18 protein-coding genes are annotated in these 18,321 nt (G+C 67.9%); 5 read left to right on the top strand and 13 right to left on the bottom strand.

Going from position 1 to position 18,321, the window contains the following annotated elements; genetic code table 11:
- Positions 1–403 precede the first annotated feature (403 nt).
- Complete coding sequence (locus TBIF_RS19845) at positions 404–862, top strand: prevent-host-death protein (protein ID WP_024796486.1); 459 nt, start codon at positions 404–406, stop codon at positions 860–862.
- Between the two features lie 2 nt (positions 863–864).
- Positions 865–1,215 (top strand): hypothetical protein, encoded by a 351-nt coding sequence (locus TBIF_RS19850; protein WP_024796487.1) that lies wholly within the window; start codon positions 865–867, stop codon positions 1,213–1,215.
- A 644-nt stretch (positions 1,216–1,859) separates the two neighbouring features.
- On the opposite strand, the gene TBIF_RS19855 is transcribed toward TBIF_RS19850, so the two are convergent.
- Genes TBIF_RS19855 through TBIF_RS19865 form a run of 3 tightly spaced genes read right to left on the bottom strand, consistent with a single transcriptional unit; the run spans position 1,860 to position 4,425 of the window.
- Entirely contained in the window at positions 1,860–2,456 is a 597-nt protein-coding gene (locus TBIF_RS19855) for a hypothetical protein (protein ID WP_024796488.1), read from the bottom strand.
- Positions 2,449–3,717 (bottom strand): histidine--tRNA ligase, encoded by a 1,269-nt coding sequence (gene hisS, locus TBIF_RS19860; protein WP_024796489.1) that lies wholly within the window; start codon positions 3,715–3,717, stop codon positions 2,449–2,451. Before hisS ends, TBIF_RS19855 begins: the two co-directional genes overlap by 8 nt.
- Before the next feature lie 27 nt (positions 3,718–3,744).
- Entirely contained in the window at positions 3,745–4,425 is a 681-nt protein-coding gene (locus TBIF_RS19865) for an MBL fold metallo-hydrolase (RefSeq protein WP_024796490.1), read from the bottom strand.
- A gap of 118 nt (positions 4,426–4,543) precedes the next feature.
- On the opposite strand from TBIF_RS19865, the gene TBIF_RS19870 reads away from it, so the two are divergent.
- Complete coding sequence (locus TBIF_RS19870) at positions 4,544–5,296, top strand: peptidylprolyl isomerase (protein ID WP_024796491.1); 753 nt, start codon at positions 4,544–4,546, stop codon at positions 5,294–5,296.
- A gap of 10 nt (positions 5,297–5,306) precedes the next feature.
- On the opposite strand, the gene TBIF_RS19875 is transcribed toward TBIF_RS19870, so the two are convergent.
- The 10 genes from TBIF_RS19875 to TBIF_RS19920 all read right to left on the bottom strand — a co-directional run bounded on the left by TBIF_RS19875 (position 5,307) and on the right by TBIF_RS19920 (position 16,824).
- On the bottom strand, positions 5,307–7,634 hold the full coding sequence (locus TBIF_RS19875; RefSeq protein WP_024796492.1) for a RelA/SpoT family protein: 2,328 nt from the start codon (positions 7,632–7,634) through the stop codon (positions 5,307–5,309).
- A gap of 49 nt (positions 7,635–7,683) precedes the next feature.
- Positions 7,684–8,241, bottom strand: a complete 558-nt coding sequence (locus TBIF_RS19880) for an adenine phosphoribosyltransferase (protein WP_024796493.1) — start codon at positions 8,239–8,241, stop codon at positions 7,684–7,686.
- Complete coding sequence (locus TBIF_RS19885; RefSeq protein WP_158506375.1) at positions 8,241–9,881, bottom strand: ABC transporter substrate-binding protein; 1,641 nt, start codon at positions 9,879–9,881, stop codon at positions 8,241–8,243. Before TBIF_RS19885 ends, TBIF_RS19880 begins: the two co-directional genes overlap by 1 nt.
- Before the next feature lie 106 nt (positions 9,882–9,987).
- Positions 9,988–11,154 carry a protein translocase subunit SecF gene (secF, locus tag TBIF_RS19890; RefSeq protein ID WP_024796495.1) on the bottom strand — a complete coding sequence of 389 codons (1,167 nt, stop codon included), beginning with the start codon at positions 11,152–11,154 and terminating at the stop codon, positions 9,988–9,990.
- Between the two features lie 2 nt (positions 11,155–11,156).
- Positions 11,157–12,845, bottom strand: coding sequence for a protein translocase subunit SecD (gene secD, locus TBIF_RS19895; RefSeq protein ID WP_024796496.1), 1,689 nt, complete (start codon positions 12,843–12,845; stop codon positions 11,157–11,159).
- 144 nt (positions 12,846–12,989) lie between these two features.
- Positions 12,990–13,349 carry a preprotein translocase subunit YajC gene (yajC, locus tag TBIF_RS19900; RefSeq protein ID WP_024796497.1) on the bottom strand — a complete coding sequence of 120 codons (360 nt, stop codon included), beginning with the start codon at positions 13,347–13,349 and terminating at the stop codon, positions 12,990–12,992.
- A 288-nt stretch (positions 13,350–13,637) separates the two neighbouring features.
- The gene (ruvB, locus tag TBIF_RS19905; protein WP_024796498.1) at positions 13,638–14,714 is read right to left on the bottom strand and encodes a Holliday junction branch migration DNA helicase RuvB; all 1,077 of its coding nucleotides are present in this window, start codon (positions 14,712–14,714) and stop codon (positions 13,638–13,640) included.
- Positions 14,714–15,319 (bottom strand): Holliday junction branch migration protein RuvA, encoded by a 606-nt coding sequence (gene ruvA, locus TBIF_RS19910; protein ID WP_024796499.1) that lies wholly within the window; start codon positions 15,317–15,319, stop codon positions 14,714–14,716. Before ruvA ends, ruvB begins: the two co-directional genes overlap by 1 nt.
- Complete coding sequence (gene ruvC, locus TBIF_RS19915) at positions 15,316–15,921, bottom strand: crossover junction endodeoxyribonuclease RuvC (protein ID WP_024796500.1); 606 nt, start codon at positions 15,919–15,921, stop codon at positions 15,316–15,318. The genes ruvA and ruvC overlap by 4 nt, the downstream gene beginning before the upstream one ends.
- A 147-nt stretch (positions 15,922–16,068) precedes the next feature.
- Positions 16,069–16,824 (bottom strand): YebC/PmpR family DNA-binding transcriptional regulator, encoded by a 756-nt coding sequence (locus tag TBIF_RS19920; protein ID WP_024796501.1) that lies wholly within the window; start codon positions 16,822–16,824, stop codon positions 16,069–16,071.
- A 142-nt stretch (positions 16,825–16,966) separates the two neighbouring features.
- On the opposite strand from TBIF_RS19920, the gene TBIF_RS19925 reads away from it, so the two are divergent.
- Positions 16,967–17,323, top strand: coding sequence for a GntR family transcriptional regulator (locus TBIF_RS19925; protein WP_024796502.1), 357 nt, complete (start codon positions 16,967–16,969; stop codon positions 17,321–17,323).
- Entirely contained in the window at positions 17,320–18,258 is a 939-nt protein-coding gene (locus TBIF_RS19930) for a hypothetical protein (protein ID WP_024796503.1), read from the top strand. Before TBIF_RS19925 ends, TBIF_RS19930 begins: the two co-directional genes overlap by 4 nt.
- The last annotated feature ends 63 nt before the right edge of the window (positions 18,259–18,321 follow it).

An 18,321-nucleotide genomic window follows, 5' to 3' on the forward strand; every position in this document is an offset into this window, starting at 1 on the left:
CGAAGGGGATATGCCCGAACATCGGCCGCACAGTGACCCGCACGGCGTGCTCACATGGTGAGGGTGTCGGTCCGGCAGGCTGGAAGCTCAACACAACGTCGATGACGTCACCGCGGGCGGGCGGAGCAAGGGAGCCGCCATCGAGAACCCATCCCGGGACGAACACAGCGAGAGCGCGATCAGCCGTTTCGGCAGTCATCGTGAAGACCCCACGCACTCGAGGAACCGATGGGCGACGCCATCGGGCGCGGGGGTACCTTGCGCTGAAAACTACCACGTCAGTCAGCGCTCGAATAGGTGTCGGCGCACTCTCACCCGCAGCGGTCAGGTCCTCGACGACGCCGGCCACCACCCGTGACCATCGCGACTAGACTTCCGAACACGTTCCGAATACCATGGTTCCATGGCCATCGCAGCAGACCTCCCCGCCCGGACCCGGCGCTCCTCGGACCTGAGCAAGCATTCCGCCGAGGTCTTCGCCGAGGCCGAGGACCACCCCGTCACCGTTACCCGCCGCGACGGCGAGGCGCTGGTCCTGATGTCGCAGCGCGAGGCCGAGGGCCGCTCGCGGCTGCTGAACTTCGCCGCGCAGCTCATCACCGTCACCCTCGACGACAGCGGCTCACTCGCCGAGCGCATGGCCAAGGCCTTCCCGTGGATGCTCGCCCTGTCGCCCGCGGACCGGGAGTCCTGCGCGCAAGATCTGGTGGACGCGGCACGCGCCTCGTTCTCCACCGAGCAGCCGCACCTGGCCATGGCCGAGCTGACGTCCTGGAAAGAGACGGCCACGGCCGTCGCCGCGGGGCTCGGCAGCGCCGACCTCGAGTGGCTCGACGAGGACGAGACCGTGGAGCGTCCGTAGTCGTGGCGGCCGCCAAGAAGGGCGAGCTGGTCCCCCGTCCTCCGAAGAAGATCGAGTACGAGATCCGCTTCGCCACCGCCAACGCCAAGAAGGGCTGGCGGGACCTCGTCGCGACGATCCGCAACCCGATGACGGAGACGTGGGACTTCCTCCCGCGAACGCCCCTGGCCACGACTCCGACGAACTACCGGCTCAAGGGCGAGCTCGGCACAATCTCGCACAGCGGCGCGACCCATGAGCGCTGGCAGCACAAGCCGACGGCGAAGGGCACCGCTCGCATCTGGTACTACGTCCACGAGCGCACGGTCTTTCTGGAGCAGGTCCACACCAGCCACCCGAACGAGACGAAGTAGCCGAGGCATCTCGTGCGCTCACATCGTCGTCATCGCGTCCAGCCCAGCTCGGCCGCGACCGAACGTCCGGCGTATGTGCCCGGCAGGCACTTCATACCGGCGGGCCAGGACGTGCACAAGCTATCCCCCACCTCAGGGGTGTCTGGGGCGGCCCACATCAGTGCAACACCCACCCCCGACGGGGTGGGCGTTGCACGAGAATTGATGCTCGGTTGAGCTGTGGGTTCCATCCGGAGTCCGAGGAATCTGCATTCTTGGAAGAACCTGTGCAATTGAGGCCGGGCCAGGCGGTTACAGGGGTGCCGATACTGGGCATTCCTGATCGCACTGAATGACTCATGTTGGTGCAGCCGGTTGTCCCGGTCGAAATGAGCTTCGCGCCGGTGTAGTTCGCCCCTGTCCAGAGGTACCACACTTGACCGCTTGGGCAGGGTCGCTGCATTGGCAACGGGAGACGAGAAAACCATGAATCCCGTCGCTGCGGCCATGAATGTGACAACGGCCATTGCGCCTGTGGCCACCGCGCCGCGGCAGGTCTACACGTGGGACATTCCCCCAAGCACTACCGGCAGGGAGGCCCCCCAGAAGCTGGCCGGCCCCGCCAAGCGCGTCTATTACGACGCCTACGTGATGATCGATATTTACTACGCCATGAGCTCCCGGATCTGCTCGTCGGTGAGTGTCGTGGCCTTGCGCCCGGACTCGGCGAACCCGGCGGCACGGAAGAGCGGACGCCCCGGCAGCGCGGCACCGATGGCCTCCGCACGCAGCTGCGCCATGAAGACCTCGCTCAGGTCGGGGTGACGCTCGGCGAGTCCGTCGGCGAGGGCCTTCATCGCCTGAATCGGGATCTCGCGGCCACCCTCGCCCATGTAGACCGCCAGCGCGATGTGCACCCGGTCGGCATGCAGGGAGACCTGCGTGACGCGGCCCTGGCGCACGGAGATCGAGAGCTCGCCGGCGATGTCCAGGTCGACGGTGCGGGTGACCCCGGCTGTGGCCCGGATGACGGATCCGCTGATGGTGGTGCGTCGTCGCATGCCAGTGACCAGCGCGAACATCACCGGCCCCACGAGCCCGACGGGGACGACGACGCCGACGGTCCAGTTCACGAACTGCCCCAGCACCACCGCGAGCACCACCGCGACGGCGACCGTGATCCACGCGAACTTGCGCAGCCGCGGCCGGATCAGCTCGGGCGGGATGAGGTCCAGCTCGACCGGCTCGATGTCATCAGGCAAGGCCGGCCCCCACCACGGCGACGACGTCATTCAGCGGGATCTCCCGCTGCTCACCATTGGCCAGGTTCTTGAGTCCGATGACCCCCGCCTCGAGGTCCCGGTCCCCCAGCACCAGCGCGAGGCGCGCGCCGGACCGGTCGGCCGCCTTCATGGCGCCCTTGACGCCGCGGCCGCCGTAGGCGAGGTCGACGCGGATGCCGGCGGCGCGCAGCTTGGCGGCGATCTGGACCAGCTCGGCCATCGCGGCATCGCCCAGCGGGACGCCGTAGACCTCGCAGCGGGCGGGGCCTGCGACCTCGATGCCCTCGGCCTGCAGCGCGAGGATCGTGCGGTCGACGCCGATGCCGAAGCCGATGCCGGAGAGCTCTTGGCCGCCGAGCTGCGCCATCAGGCCGTCGTAGCGTCCACCGCCGCCGATACCGGACTGCGCGCCCAGTCCGTCGTGCACGAACTCGAACGTCGTCTTCGTGTAGTAGTCCAGGCCACGCACCATCCGCGGGTTGACCGTGTACGGCACGCCCAGCCGGTCGAGGTGGCCCAGGACCGCGTCGAAGTGCGTGCGGGCGGACTCGGAGAGGTGGTCCAGCATGAGCGGGGCGTCGGCCGTCATCCCCTGCACCTCCGTGCGCTTGTCGTCGAGCACGCGGAGCGGGTTGATCTCGGCGCGGGCGCGGGTGGCCTCGTCCAGCGGAAGACCGAAGAGGAACTGCTGCAGCAACTCTCGGTACTGGGGACGGCAGGTCTCATCGCCCAGCGAGGTGATGTCCAGGCGGAAGCCCGTCAGGCCGAGGCTGCGGAATCCCTCGTCGGCGATCGCGATGACCTCGGCGTCCAGCGCCGGGTCGTCCACGCCGATGGCCTCGACGCCGACCTGCTGCAGCTGGCGGTAACGGCCCGCCTGCGGGCGCTCGTAACGGAAGAACGGCCCGGCGTAGCTGAGCTTGACGGGCAGCTGGCCGCGGTCGAGGCCGTGCTCGATCACCGAGCGCATCACGCCGGCCGTGCCCTCGGGGCGGAGGGTCACCGAGCGGTCCCCGCGGTCGGCGAAGGTGTACATCTCCTTGGACACGACGTCGGTGGACTCGCCGACCCCGCGTGCGAACAACGCCGTGTCCTCGAAGATCGGCAGCTCGATATGGCCGTATCCGGCGAGCCTGGCGGCTCTGGTCAGCCCGTCGCGCACCGCGAGGAACTCTGCGGAGGCGGGCGGGTAGTAGTCCGGGACGCCCTTGGGGGCGGAGAAGCGGGCTGCGGAGCTCACGGTGCGGGACAGGCCTTTCTAGTCAGGTCAGTTGTGGGGGGCGAGGCCGGCGAGGAACGGGTTGGTCGCCCGCTCGCGGCCGATGCTGCTGTTGCCGCCGTGGCCGGGCAGGATGACGGTGTCCTCGTGGAGGGGCAGCAGCCGTTCCGCGATGGAGGCCAACAGCTGGTCATGGTCGCCGCCCGGGAGGTCGCTGCGGCCGATGGAGCCGGCGAACAGGGTGTCACCGGTGAGGGCGAGCTGGACGTCGCCCTGCTCGGTCTCCACCATGGTGCGGAAGACCACCGAGCCCTGTGTGTGACCGGGTGTGTGGTCGACAGCGAACTCGATATCCGCGAGCTTAAGGACGTCGCCCTGGGCCAAGTCGATGACCTCCGCCGGCTCGGCGAACTCCAGATCCCCGATGATCGACGACATCGAGCTGCCGATCCCCATACCCGGGTCCGACAGCATGTAGCGGTCGTCGGGATGGATGTACGCGGGAATGCCGTACTCCTCGCACACCGGCGCGACGGACCACGTGTGATCGAGGTGCCCATGCGTCAAGATCACCGCGACGGGAGTCAGACCCGCCTCCTCCACGACCTTGCGAAGTGGCTCCACGGCGTCCTGCCCGGGGTCCACGACGACGCATTCGGCGCCCTCGGCGCGGGCGAGGATATAGCAGTTGGTCTGGAACATGCCGGCGGCAAATCCGGTGACGAGCACGGGTCGACTCCTCTGGGTTAGCACTGGTTCTGGCACTCTAGGCCCACCAGCCTAGGCTGCATCCAGTCCCGCATCACCGCCGGATCGCCCCCCAGACCCGCTCAGGAGGATTACGGCTATGACTGTGATCGGCCCCCGCCGACCCACCGACGGCCGATCCCCGCTGCGCTGGCGTGGCCGCGTGGCCCTGACCTCCGCAATCCTGCTGGCCACCGGCCTGGCCTTGACCGGGTGCGGCGAGTCCGCCGCGGACTCCGGTCCGCTGAACTGCTCCTACCCGTCCACGGGGGACCACACGCGCCCGGCGGACAAGCCCACCAACCTCGATGTGCCCCGGACCGGGGAAGTCCCCCTGCAGTTGCGCACCACGGCGGGAATCATCGACATCACCCTGATCCGCGATGGCGCCCCATGCGCCGTGCACAGCTTCGTCAGCCTGCTCGATCAAGCGTATTTCGTGCACACCCCCTGCCACCGCCTCACCGCTCCCCCCGCCGCCATCGCCGTCCTGCAATGCGGCGACCCGACGGGCAGGGGCACGGGCGGCCCCGGCTACGTGGTCGAGGACGAGCTGCCCGAGGGGCTCGAGAAGGCAGACTCCGCTGGCTCAGAATCGTCGGCGGTCGTCTATCCCCGCGGCACCATCGCCCTCGCCAATCGCGGCGTGGCCGACTCCGGCGGGAGCCAGTTCTTCCTCGTCTACCAGGACAGCGCGCTGCCGCCCACCTACAGTGTGCTCGGCGCGGTCGACGATGCCAGCCTGCCGGTGCTCGACGCGATCGCCGCGGCGGGTAATGATGGCAGCTTCGGCTCGGGCGATGGCCGGCCGGTGCCGGAAGTGCTGATCAACGCGGTCGACGTCCGCCGCTAATCCTCCGAGGCTAGGCCGCCGAGGTCACCCGGTACACGTCATACACGCCCTCGACGTTGCGCACCACGGCCAGCACGTGGCCGAGATGCTTCGGATCGCCCATCTCGAAGGTGAACTTGCTGACCGCGACCCGGTCACCCGAGGTGGTCACGGACGCGGACAGGATGTTGACCTTCTCATCGGCCAGCACCTTCGTGACGTCCGAGAGCAGACGGTGCCGGTCCAGAGCCTCGATCTGGATGGCCACCAGGAACACCGACGAGGAGGTTGGCGACCAGCTGACCTCGAGGATCCGCTCCGGCTGCTGGCGCAGGGAATCCGCGTTGGTGCAGTCGGTGCGGTGCACGCTGACGCCGCCGCCGCGGGTGACGAAGCCCATGATCTCATCGCCCGGAACCGGGGTGCAGCACTTGGCCAGCTTCGATAGCACGCCCGGCATGCCGGTGACCAGCACTCCGGTGTCACTGACAGTCCGCGCGCGCCGCGGGGTCCTGGACGGGGTGGACCGCGCCGCCAGCTCCTCCTCGACGTCGGAGATCCCGCCGAAATGCGCGACGAGGCGGCTGACCACATGCTGCGCGGAGACCTGATGCTCGCCTACGGCCGTATACAGCGCCGAGACGTCTTGGTACCGAAGCTCTTTCGCGACCGCCGACATCGACTCGGCATCCATGAGACGTTGCAGCGGCAGGCCCTCCCGGCGCACCGCCTTGCTGATGGCGTCCTTGCCGGTATCGAGGGCCTCCTCGCGTCGTTCCTTGGCGAACCACTGCCGGATCTTCGCCTTGGCGCGCGGCGAGCCGACGAAGTTCTGCCAGTCCAGCGTCGGGCCCGCGTTCGGGGCCTTGGAGGTGAACACCTCCACGACCTCGCCGTTCTCCAGCTTGCGCTCCAACGCCACCAGGCGGCCATTGACGCGCGCGCCGATGCACTTGTGCCCGACCTCGGTGTGGACGGCGTAGGCGAAGTCGACGGGGGTCGAGCCGGTGGGCAGCGTAATCACGTCACCCTTGGGCGTGAACACGAAGATCTCGCGCACGGCCAGGTCGTAGCGCAGCGACTCCAGGAACTCGCCGGGGTCCGCGGCCTCTCGCTGCCAGTCGAGGAGCTGACGCATCCACGCCATGTCGTCGACCTCGGCGCTGTCGCTGCCTTGCCGACCGCGCGACTCCTTATACCGCCAGTGCGCGGCGATGCCGAACTCCGCGGTGCGGTGCATCTCCTGCGTGCGGATCTGGACCTCCAGGGGCTTGCCCTCGGGCCCCACCACGGTGGTGTGCAGCGACTGGTAAACGCTATACCGCGGCTGCGCGATGTAGTCCTTGAAGCGCCCGGCCATCGGCTGCCACAGGGAGTGCACGACACCGACCGCGGCATAGCAGTCACGGACCTCATCACAGAGGATGCGGATGCCGACCAAATCGTGGATGTCGTCGAAATCGCGGCCCTTGACGATCATCTTCTGGTAGATCGACCAGTAGTGCTTGGGCCGGCCCTCCACGATGGCGCTGATCCGCGCGGCGCCCAGATTCTCCAGGATCATCGACCGCACATTCGCGAGATACGTGTCGCGGGAAGGCGCCCGGTCGGCGACCAGCCGGACGATCTCCTTGTACTTCTTGGGGTGCAGGATCGCGAACGAGAGGTCCTCGAGCTCCCACTTGACGGTGGCCATCCCCAGCCGGTGGGCCAGCGGGGCGATGACCTCGAGGGTCTCCTGGGCCTTGCGGGCCTGCTTCTCCGGCGGCAGGAAGCGCATGGTGCGCATATTGTGCAGCCGGTCCGCGACCTTGATCACCAACACCCGGGGGTCCCGCGCCATCGCGATGATCATCTTGCGGATGGTCTCGGCCTCCGCGGAGGTGCCGAGGTCCACCTTCTCGAGCTTCGTGACGCCGTCGACGAGGTGCGCGACCTCCTCGCCGAACTCGGCGGTCAGCTGCTCGAGGCTGTAGCCGGTGTCCTCCACGGTGTCGTGCAGCAGCGCCGCGATCAGCGTCGTGGTGTCCATCCCCAGCTCGGCCAGGATCGTGGCCACGGCCAGTGGGTGGGTGATGTAGGGGTCGCCAGACTTGCGAAACTGGGTCGCATGCAGTTCCTCAGCCACGTCGTAGGCCTGCTGCAGCACGCCCAGGTCCGCCTTGGGGTGCACTTCGCGGTGCAGTGCGACGAGCGGCTCGAGAACCGGCCTGATCGCCGCGTGCCGCTGGCCGGTGATCCGCCGGGCGAGCCGGGCCCGCACCCGCCTGGATGCGGAGCCCGCGGAGCTGATGCCGCCGTTAGCTGCGGGCTGCGGGCGATTCGAGTCGCCCTTCGACGCGTCGAGATTCTGGGTCATAAGACACCTCCTGATGCGTCGGCATTGGAACCTGCCCCGACTCTATCCCTCAGTCGCTGGCGAGAACGACAAGGTTCTCACCTTTGAGCGCGGCCCGCCCACCGAGCCCCTGAACCTCGAGCACGACGGCCACTCCCATAACTTCGGCCCCACATCGCCGAAGGAGCTTCACGGTCGCAAGAACCGTTCCGCCTGTGGCAAGTACGTCATCGACGACGAGGACCCGGCGCCCGCGCATCTCGATGGCGTCCGCGGGGATCTCCAGCGTGGACTCGCCATACTCCAACGCGTAGTCCTGCGAGTGCACGGGCGGGGGCAGCTTGCCCTTCTTGCGCACCGCCAGGACTCCGGTCTGCAACTCCAGCGCCACACCCGACCCCAGCAGGAAGCCGCGGGCGTCGATGCCCGCCACCATGTCCACCTGGCCGTGGAAAGACTCGGCCAAGGCCTGGATCACCGAGCGCAGCGCGGGCCCGTCGGCGAACACCGGCGTCAGGTCCGCGAAAATCACTCCGGCATCCGGGAAGTCCTGCACATGCCGGGTCAGCCGCCGAATATGGCCGGCCGCCGGACTCTCGTGAGGTGAGGTGGTCACGGTGCCGCCCATCATCGAAGAATTATCCATCTGTCCATATTCCAACCCGCGCCGAAGCTCGACGCACTAGGCAGTCCTGAATGCAGTCCCTCGGCGAAGGCCACAGTCCGCGTTTGGGTGTACAGCGGCAGGCTGGGCAGTCCATCCCACGCGATGTCCTCCGCCTCCCGCGTCAAATTCAGCGTGTCGGCGACTCTGGTGGTCACCGACAGTTGGTCCGCAATCTCGTCGAATCGGGGGTTGTGGAAGCCGCCGACATTGCTCGACGCGTCCCCTCGCAGCACCGTCGTCCGGGTGTCGTCCGAGAGAGCCCCACCCGCGCTCTGCACGCCGCCCGCACCGCCGAGAAGCGCATCGATCCGGCCATCGCGCAGGGCTGCCGGGTCCAGGCCGGGCGCCGACTCGTCGATGACCGTGATCCCCGCATCTGCGCAGGAGCTGGCGATATCCGCCACCACACCAGCGCGCTGCGGATCGGGCGACGCGTAGCCGATCCGCACTGTCAGCCCGGCCAGCCCCGCGTTGGCCAGCTCGGCCCCGGCGGCCTCGGCATCCGAGTGCTGGTACCGGCCGGCTGCAGCACCCGAGACGAACGGGTACGCCAGCGTGTCTGGCAACGCCAGCCGGGAGTCGCTCGGCGGCGCCCACTTCTCCCGCGGCACACACAGCGCCAGCGCCCGCCGGGCCGCCGCAGGCTCCAGCGCCCCACGGGTGCTCAGTGTCAGCTGCTCGATACCGTTGGACTCGGCGCTGGCGATCTCGAGACCGTCGACGGCGCCGGAGCCCTCGCGGATATCGAGGACCTGCACCCTGCCGTCCGCGATCAGTTGTCCCAGCTCCGCGTCGCGCGGCCAGATAGTGATCTGTCCGGTCCGCGGCGCGTCGCCCCACCACTTCTCGTTCGCGGTGAGCTGGACGCTGCCGTCCTCGCCCACCGAGTCTAGCCGGTACGGCCCCGAGGAGACGAACACCGCCGGGTCGGCCGTCCCAGGGCTCAGGGTGAAGCCGGTGTTCCAGAACTCCGCGACCGCCGCCAGCGCCGCCTCGTCGCGATCCTGGACGGCGCCCACAATGTCCAGCCCGCCGGCGCCGGCGCTCACCACATGGGCGGGCAGCACGGTGGTGGCACCGAACAGCGCGCGCCAATCCGTGACGGCCCGGCCTGGCCGGAAGGTCACCTCCGCCGCCTTAGCTCCGGCGGCGCAATCAATGGACTCGATATCTGCCATGCCCGGCACCGTCGCGGAGTCGAACAGTGGACTGCGCCCACCCGCCGCAGAATCGTCGGCCTTGGTGAAGGTGCCGCTGCCGGCGGCCCAAGCGAGCACCAGGTCATCGCACACCACCGGCTGCCCGTCGGAGTACGTGGCGGCCGGGTTGATCTGGTAGTCGACGACGAGCCTGTCCCCCGGCACGACAGACGCCTCGCCGAAGTCGTGGTCCGCGACGACATTGCCCTGCGGACCCGCCAAGCTGAAGCCGCCCAGGGTGCGTGCGAAGGCCTGCCGGGCGGCGGACGACGATCCGGCGAGGGTGTTCGCGTTATAGGTCGGCACGGCGCCGTCGACGACATAGCCGAAGGCGCTGTCACCGCTATCGGAGCCCGCGCATGACGCCGCCGTGGCGGCCACCGCAATTGCGGTGGCCGCCACGGCCACACCTCGTAGTGCGCTCCTGCCACGTCCCTGGCGCTGAACGGTCAGTTCCACCTTCACCGATCCTCCTCGCTGGTCCACGACAGCAGCTCAATCTTCTTAGTCAGGGGCGCTTCTTCTTGCCCTTCGGGCGCGCGCCCGGCTGGGGCTTCGCGGGCGGCACCTTGAAGCTTGCACCGCGCACCTGCTCCCCCGCACCGGACTGCGCTGCCGCCGCCTTCTCCGCAGCGACCGCCCGCCGCTGGAGCACCTTCTCGTTGTGCGCCTTGACGTCGCTCTGGCGCTCCTTCAAGGAGACCAGGAGCGGCGTCGCGGTGAAGATCGACGAGTAGGTGCCGACGAGGATGCCGATAAGCAGGACCAGCGACAGGTCCTTCAGCGTGCCCACGCCCAGCATCCAGACGGCGATCACCATCAGCGAGATGATCGGCAGGATGGTCGTCAACGACGTGTTGATCGAGCGCATCAGGGTCTGGTTGATGGCCAGGTTCGCCTGCTCGGCATACGTGCGGCGTTTGAGGTGGAGAATGCCCTCGGTGTTCTCCTCGACCTTGTCGAAGACGACCACCGTGTCATACAACGAGTAGCCCAGGATGGTGAGCAGGCCGATCACCGTGGCCGGCCCCACCTCGAAGCCGACTATCGAGTAGAGCCCGGCGGTAACAATGAGGTCCAGCACCACCGCGAACAGCGCTGCTATCGCCATGTCTCTCTCAAAGCGGATCGCGATATAGATGCCGACGATCACCATGAACACGATGAGGGCTAACAGCGCCTTCTTTGTGACCTCGTCACCCCACGTGGAGCTCACCGCGGACACGCTGATCGCGTTGGTGGTCTCCTGGCCGTTCGAGTCAACAGGATGGAACGCGGCCAGCAGTGCCTCCTGTGCCTGCAGCGTCTGCGGGATATCGAGGGTGACCGTCTGGATCTGCATGGTCTCCGCCGCCCCGGAGCCCGCGGTGTTCACCGAGGCCGGGGCGAAGCCCATCGCCTCGGTGAACACCGCGCTGGCCTCCGACGTGGTGGCGCCATTCGCCGGGAAGGATACCCGGGAGCCGCCCTCGAAATCGATGCTGAAGGAGAAGCCGCGGATCAGGATGCTCAGTGCGCAAATGACGACCACGACGGCGGTCACCGCATAGTAGATTTTGCGTTTGCCAACGATGTCGAACGCCCCGGTGCCGGTGTAGAGCCGGGAGAAGAGCCCGTGCTTCTGGGCCGCGGGGGCGAGTGTGCCCGTCGAGCCTGTGTCTATGGATTCGGACATGATCAGCTGACCTTCCCTGCGGCGAGGGCGGCCTGCGCCGCAAGCTGGCGTTCGCGTGCGACTTCGTGCATCGAGCCCAGGCCGTTGATCTTGGAGTTCGACGCCCACGCCTTGGTGGACACGATGTGGACTAGCGGATGCGTCACGAGGAACACGACAACCAGGTCGATGATCGTGGTCAAGCCCAGGGTGAACGCGAAGCCCTTCACGTCGCCGATCGCCAGGAAGTAGAGCACGGCCGCCGCCAGGAAGGTGACGGTGTTGCCGGATAGGATCGTGCGTCGGGCACGGCTCCAAGCACGCGGCACCGCCGAGCGGAAGCTGCGGCCCTCCCGAATCTCGTCCTTTATTCGCTCGAAGTACACGATGAACGAGTCGGCGGTGGTGCCGATGCCGATGATCAGGCCCGCGATCCCCGCCAGGTTCAAGCTATATCCGATGGATCTGCCCAACAGCACCAGCAGCGGATAGATCAACACGCCGGCCAGGATCAACGACAGCGTGATGAGCACACCGAGCGCGCGGTAGTAGAACAGGCAGTACAGCAGCACCAGCGCCAGGCCGACGACGCCGGCGATCAAGCCGGCCTCCAGCGAGGAGGCGCCGAGCGTCGCGGAGACGGTGCGCGCGTCCGACTGGGCGAACGACAGCGGTAGCGAGCCGTACTTGAGCTGATTGGCCAGCTCCTTGGCCTCTGGAAGGGTGAAGTCACCGGTGATCGAGGTGGGGCTGCCGGCGGGAGTCACGCCCTGGATGACGGGTGCGCTGATGACCTCGGTGTCCAGGGTGAACGCGGCCTGCTTCTGCAGGTTCTCGGTGGTGAACTTCGCCCAGGTCTCGCTGCCTTTATCCTTGAACTCGAGCTGGACGATGTTCCGGCCTTGCTGCGAATCGAAGAGGCCCTGCGCGTCCTTGATCTCCTGGCCGTCGATGACGCGTGGGCCGAGCAGATACACGCTCGTCCCCTCGACGTCGCACGCGACGAGCGGCAGGTTCGGGTCGTCATTGCCCTGGAGCGGATCTGGGATGCTGCAGTCGAGCGACGCGAGGGCCTGCTGCTGCACGAGCGGGTCGGCGCTCTGCCGCGTCGCCTTGGCTGTCGCGAGCTCCTGCCTGGCTTCCTCGGTCAGCCCGCTGGTGTCCTGCGAGCCGGAATCCGCGGGAGGTGTGTCCGCCGGGAAGGGCCGGTTCTGTGGGGCGGGAACGCCATCCGTGGGGGCCGCGCCGTCCGCCGGCGCTGTGCCCTCCGCCGGCGCTGCGCCATCGGCGGGCGCAGTGTCGACTGCCGGCGGCGTGGCGCCGGGAGCCAGTGCCGGCTGGCTGCCGAGCACGGGCCGGATGAACAACTGCGCCGTGGTGCCGAGCGCGCGCGCCTGGCCGCTGTCGTCGCCGGGGACGGTGATGACGATATTGTCCCCGTCGATCACCACCTCGGCGCCGGACACGCCGAGGCCGTTGACGCGCGATTCGATGATCTGCCGGGCCAGCTTAAGGCTGTCGCCGCTGGGCCTAGAGCCGTCCGGGGTGCGTGCGGTCAGAGTGACGCTGGTGCCGCCCTGGAGGTCGATGCCCAATTTTGGTGCGGGGCTCCGATCCCCGGTGAAGAAGACCAGCGCGTACAGCACAGCCACGATGACCCCGAAAAGGGCCAGGTAGCGGGCTGGACGGAAGTGCCCAGATTTAGGTGCCACGACGTGCAGATCTCCTCAGTGGAGTCGGAGGAACAGATTCAAGTGCTCGGGCGGCGTCCAACAGATGGACGCGCGCCCGAAAATGCACACTACTAGCACCCGCCGACGGTCATGTGACGCCGGGCGGCGAGTGACGTTATTGCCCTACTTCTGGAATCGCTCGATGTCGGCACTGGTGGCGTCGTTGAATGCGCCGTCCACGGACTGGTCGTCGATCGCCTCGATCTCGGGCGCCTCGTCCTCGAGCACCTCATCGAGGACGACCTCGCGCACGACGACGCGCTCCCAGCGGGTGATGACCCCCTCGGCGATCTCCAGATCCACGGTGGTGTCCTGCAGGCCGGCCACAACGGCGTGGAGGCCAGCGGACGTCATCACGTTATCGCCAATCTTCAGCGACTGTTGCAGATCCTTCGCGGCCGCCAGGGCCTTCTTCTGTCGGCGGCTGCCCAGGAATAGCGGGACCAGGAGGACCAGAATGAGCAGCGGGAAAATAAGTTCCATTGTGTACCTCTAGATAGCGTGTGCCGTGTGGGCTCCCACACGGTCCTCCAGTGTGCCATCTAGTGCCATTCACCGTGGTGGCACCCGCCGCTACCGGGCATTTAGTCCCCCGGTATCTCTACCAGCCCGGATCGGATGAATCGCGTCGGCAACGTCGCCAGCTGCATTTGTCCGGCCAAGAACTGCGCCTCCTCCAGAGAGAAACCCCCGCGATAGAAGTGGGCAGGCCCGCGGGTGTGATCCCCCGAATCACAGGCGCGCTGATGACCTCCGAATCGAGGACGAACGCTATCCGGATTCGGCCGCGGGTTCCACCGCACGCACCTCGAGCGATCCGTAGAGCAGGCCTTCGGGCGGGGTAAGTCCGAGGTGCTCCCATGCCGCCGCTGTGGCGACACGGCCCCGAGGCGTGCGGGCGATCATGCCAGCGCGGACCAGGAACGGCTCGCAGACCTCCTCGACGGTGCCGGGCTCCTCGCCCACCGCGACCGCGAGGGTGGACACGCCGACCGGCCCGCCGTTGAACCCGCGCACCAGGGCCCCAAGCACCGCCCGGTCCAGCCGGTCCAAACCAACCTCGTCGACGTCGTAGACCGCCAGCGCGGCCCTTGCGACATCGACAGTGACAATGCCGTCCGCCCGCACCTCCGCGTAGTCGCGCACGCGCCGGAGCAGCCGGTTGGCGATGCGGGGGGTGCCGCGGGAGCGCCGGGCGATCTCATGGGCGGCCTTGCCCTGCAGGTCCACGCCGAGAATCCGCGCGGACCGCGTGAGGACCAGCTCCAACTCGGACGGATCATAGAAGTCCATGTGCGCGGTGAAGCCAAACCGGTCGCGCAGCGGGCCGGTGAGTGCGCCGGACCTGGTGGTGGCCCCCACCAGTGTGAACGGGGCAACGTCCAGGGGGATCGAGGTGGCGCCGGGCCCCTTGCCAACGATGACGTCGACCCGGAAGTCCTCCATCGCCAGATACAGCATCTCCTCGGCGGGCCGGGCCATCCGGTGAATCTCATCGATGAACAGCACGTCGCCCTCGACGAGGTTGCTCAGCATCGCGGCGAGATCGCCGGCGCGTTCCAGCGCGGGGCCGGACGTCATCCGCAGCGCCGTGCCGAGCTCGGTGGCGATGATCATCGCCAAGCTGGTCTTACCCAGCCCGGGCGGGCCGGACATCAGGATGTGGTCGGGCGCGGAGCCGCGCTGAATGGCGCTCTCGAGCACCAGCTTGAGCTGCTCGCGTACCCGGGGCTGGCCGATGAAGTCATCGAGGTTCTTGGGGCGCAACCCCGACTCCACGTCGCCGTCGCCGGGCACGACGCTCGCGCGCAGCGCCTCCTCGAGGCTGTTCGTGTAGTCGTCCTCCATCACTTCGTGCGGCCCAGCATGGTGAGCGCGCTACGCAGGACGGCGGCGATCTCCGCGTCTGGACTCTCCTTCAGCACCGCGTCGGTGGCGGCCTCTGCGGCGGGCTGACCGAAGCCGAGGCCCACCAAACCCTCCACCACATGGTCGCGCTTCGCGTGCGCGCCGGTCGAGCCGCCGGCCGCCATCCCGGAATCGCTGTCGGCGCCGAGGGCCACCTTGTCCTTCAACTCCAAGACCATGCGCTCCGCGGTGCGTTTGCCGATGCCCGGCACGCGCTGTAGGACCTTGATGTCCTCGTCGACGAGCGCCCGCTTAAGCACGTCCGGCTCCAGCACGGAGGTGATCGCCATCGCCAGCCGCGGGCCGATGCCGGAGACGGTCTGTACCAGGCTGAACAGGGCCCGAGACTCGTCATCAGTGAACCCGTACAACGTCATCGAGTCCTCGCGCACCACCAGTGTGGTGACCAGGCTCGCCGCGGTTCCCCGCGCCAACCGCCCGAGCGTGGCGGGGGTGGCGTTGACTCGGTAGCCGAGGCCTCCGACGTCGAGCACCACATGGTCGAGGCCGATGTGGAGCACGTCTCCGCGAATGGACGAGATCATGGGGTCACCGTTGCTTTCTGTGCGGCCGACTTCTTCGCAGCCAATGCCCGACGCTCCTGGGCCAGCCTCAGCTTGTACTTCTGTTGCTGTTCCGCCGCGCGCGCCTCGGCCTCAGCCATGCGCTTCATCATCGGCGCGCGCCAACAATGGCAGATCGCGAGCGCCAGCGCGTCGGCGGCGTCCGCGGGCTTGGGAGCCTCCTGCAGACCCAGGATCTTCGTCACCATCATGGTGACCTGCGCCTTGTCAGCGCGGCCATTACCGGTCACCGCGGCCTTGACCTCGCTGGGTGTGTGGAAGCAGACCTCGATACCGCGCTTCGCGGCGGCGAGCGCGATCACTCCGCCCGCCTGCGCCGTGCCCATCGCGGTGCGCACATTGTGCTGGGAGAACACCCGCTCCACCGCGACGACGTCCGGCTTGTGGGTGTCCAGCCAATACTCGGCGACCTCCGAGATGCCCAACAGCCTGTGGGCCAGGTCCATCTCGGGCGGCGTCCGGATCACGTCGACATCCAACGCGGTGACCGCCCGTCCGATGCCACCCTCCACCAGGCTGATTCCGCATCGGGTCAATCCGGGGTCCACACCCATCACACGCACGCGTATGTCCTCCCACGTCGACTTCTCACGGCACCACGGAATGCACGACGGCCGCCACACCACAACCAGGCTCCGAACTTCTGTTCGAGAGCTTAGTCGATGTGACGGCCGTGTGCACTAGCCACCCCGCCTGGGAGTGTCGCGGGACTAATCCTCAGCCAGCTGCGCCATCACTTCATCCGGGAAGTCCGCGTTGCTGAACACATTCTGCACGTCGTCGCTGTCCTCCAGGGCCTCGATCAGGCGGATGACCTTACGGGCGCCCTCCAGATCCACCTCGACGGAGACTGACGCGTGGAACGCGGCCTCGGCGGTGTCGTAGTCGATGCCCGCCTCCTGCAGCGCGGTGCGCACCGCGATCAGATCGGTCGGCTCACTGACCACCTCGAAGGACTCGCCGTGGTCGAGGACTTCCTCAGCCCCGGCGTCGAGGACTGCCATCAGGACATCGTCCTCGGTCTGCTCGCCCTTCTCCAGGTGCACCACGCCCTTGCGGGCGAACAGGTAGGACACCGAGCCGGGATCGGCCATATTGCCGCCGTTGCGGCTCATCGCGACCCGCACCTCGCCGGCCGCGCGGTTCTTGTTGTCGGTCAGACACTCGACGAGCAGCGCGACGCCATTGGGCCCGTAGCCCTCGTACATGATCGTCTGCCAGTCGGCCCCGCCCGCCTCCTCGCCGGCGCCGCGCTTGCGCGCGCGCTCGATGTTGTCATTGGGAACGGAGGTCTTCTTCGCCGTCCGGATCGCCTCGAACAACGTCGGGTTCGCTGACGGATCCCCGCCACCCATCCGCGCGGCTACCTCGACGTTCTTAACCAGCTTCGCGAAGGCTTTGCCGCGACGTGCGTCGGTGACCGCCTTCTTGTGCTTGGTGGTGGCCCATTTGGAGTGGCCTGACATTCGATGTGCCCCTTTCTTGGTGCGCTCAGCACCTCGGATGCGCTTTTTCAGCTATGCCGATGCTACCCGGAGAGGGCCCCATCACACGCGCTCCCTCGAGAACCGCTGTACAACCGGATGATTGTTTGCATACTATACAAACATGTTGGTGCGAATAGACCACTCCTCTGAACGGCCGCTGGCGGCCCAGATCGCCGCCGGAATCCGAGGCGCCGCCCTCCGCGGCGAGATCGGTCCGGGCGACCGCCTGCCATCGGCCCGCGCGCTCGCAGAGTCGGTCGACGTCAACCTCCACACTGTGCTGCGCGCCTATGCGGAACTGCGCGACGAGGGGCTGATCGACCTCCGACGCGGCCGCGGCGCCGTGGTCCGGCCCGACTTCGATTCCGGCGCGACCGCACTGGCATACGCCGCGCAAAAATTCATCGAGGTCGCCACCACCGCCGGCCTCACCACAGACGACATGATCAACCTCATCAAGGAGAACAGCACGCCATGACAGCAGATTCGAGACGCCGCCCCCGGCTCCTCGCCGCCACCGCGATGGCCACGGCCCCGCTGCTGGCGCTCATCGTCGCGCGGATCGCCTGGGCCGACAGCCTGCCGCACACCGTCGCAAGCCACTGGTCCGGAACCACCACCGCCGACGGGTTCAGTGAGACCGCCACCTTCTTCTGGATTGTGCTGGCCTTGACGACGGTGTCGGCGGCCGGCGCGGTCGTCGCCGCGGCTCTGGCACAGCGCCGGCCGAGCGCGCTGATGTGGCTACCGATCGCCACCTCCCTCAGCGCGACCGCCGCCGCCACCTGGATTGTCAGCGTGATCACCACCAAGTCCGCCGGCGATCCCCACGAGGCCGTCCTCGGCTGGTGGATCGCGCTGCCACTGCTCGCCGCGGGATGGGGCCTGGCAATCTTCGCGGTGCTGCCCCGAGCGGCCGCGGCCGATGCCACCGAGCCTGTCCCCACGCTGGCACGGCCGCTGCAGCAGGGCGAGCGGGCGGTGTGGTTCGGCCGGGTGCGCAGCACCTGGGCGGCATGGTTGGCGGGCGCGCTCCTCATCGGCGCCGTCGCCACCGCATTGCTCACCGAGGTGTGGCCGGCCCTCATCCTGCTGCTGACCGCGTTCGTCGTCGGGGCGCTGGCCACCGTCACCGTCCGCGTGGACCACACCGGGCTGAGCCTGCAGTCCTGGGGCCTTCGATGGAAGCGCGTGCCGCTGGAGAAGATCGCCAGCGCCCGCGTCGAGACACTTCGCCCCATGGAGTGGGGCGGCTGGGGCTATCGCGTGACCGGCCGCGGCTCCGCACTGATCTCCCACGGGGGCGACGGCCTGGTGCTGAGCCTGGACAATCGCCGCGCCTTCGCGGTCACCGTCGAGGACCCCGACGGCGCCGCACGCCTGCTCAACTCGCTGCTGGTGCGGCAGAGCTGATATATATCGAGTAGGCCTTCACAAACACCTCCGGAGGTGCAAGGAAGGGAATGTAAGAAATTC

Origin of the sequence: Tomitella biformata AHU 1821 (assembly GCF_000524475.1) — a bacterium.
Taxonomy (GTDB): domain Bacteria; phylum Actinomycetota; class Actinomycetes; order Mycobacteriales; family Mycobacteriaceae; genus Tomitella; species Tomitella biformata.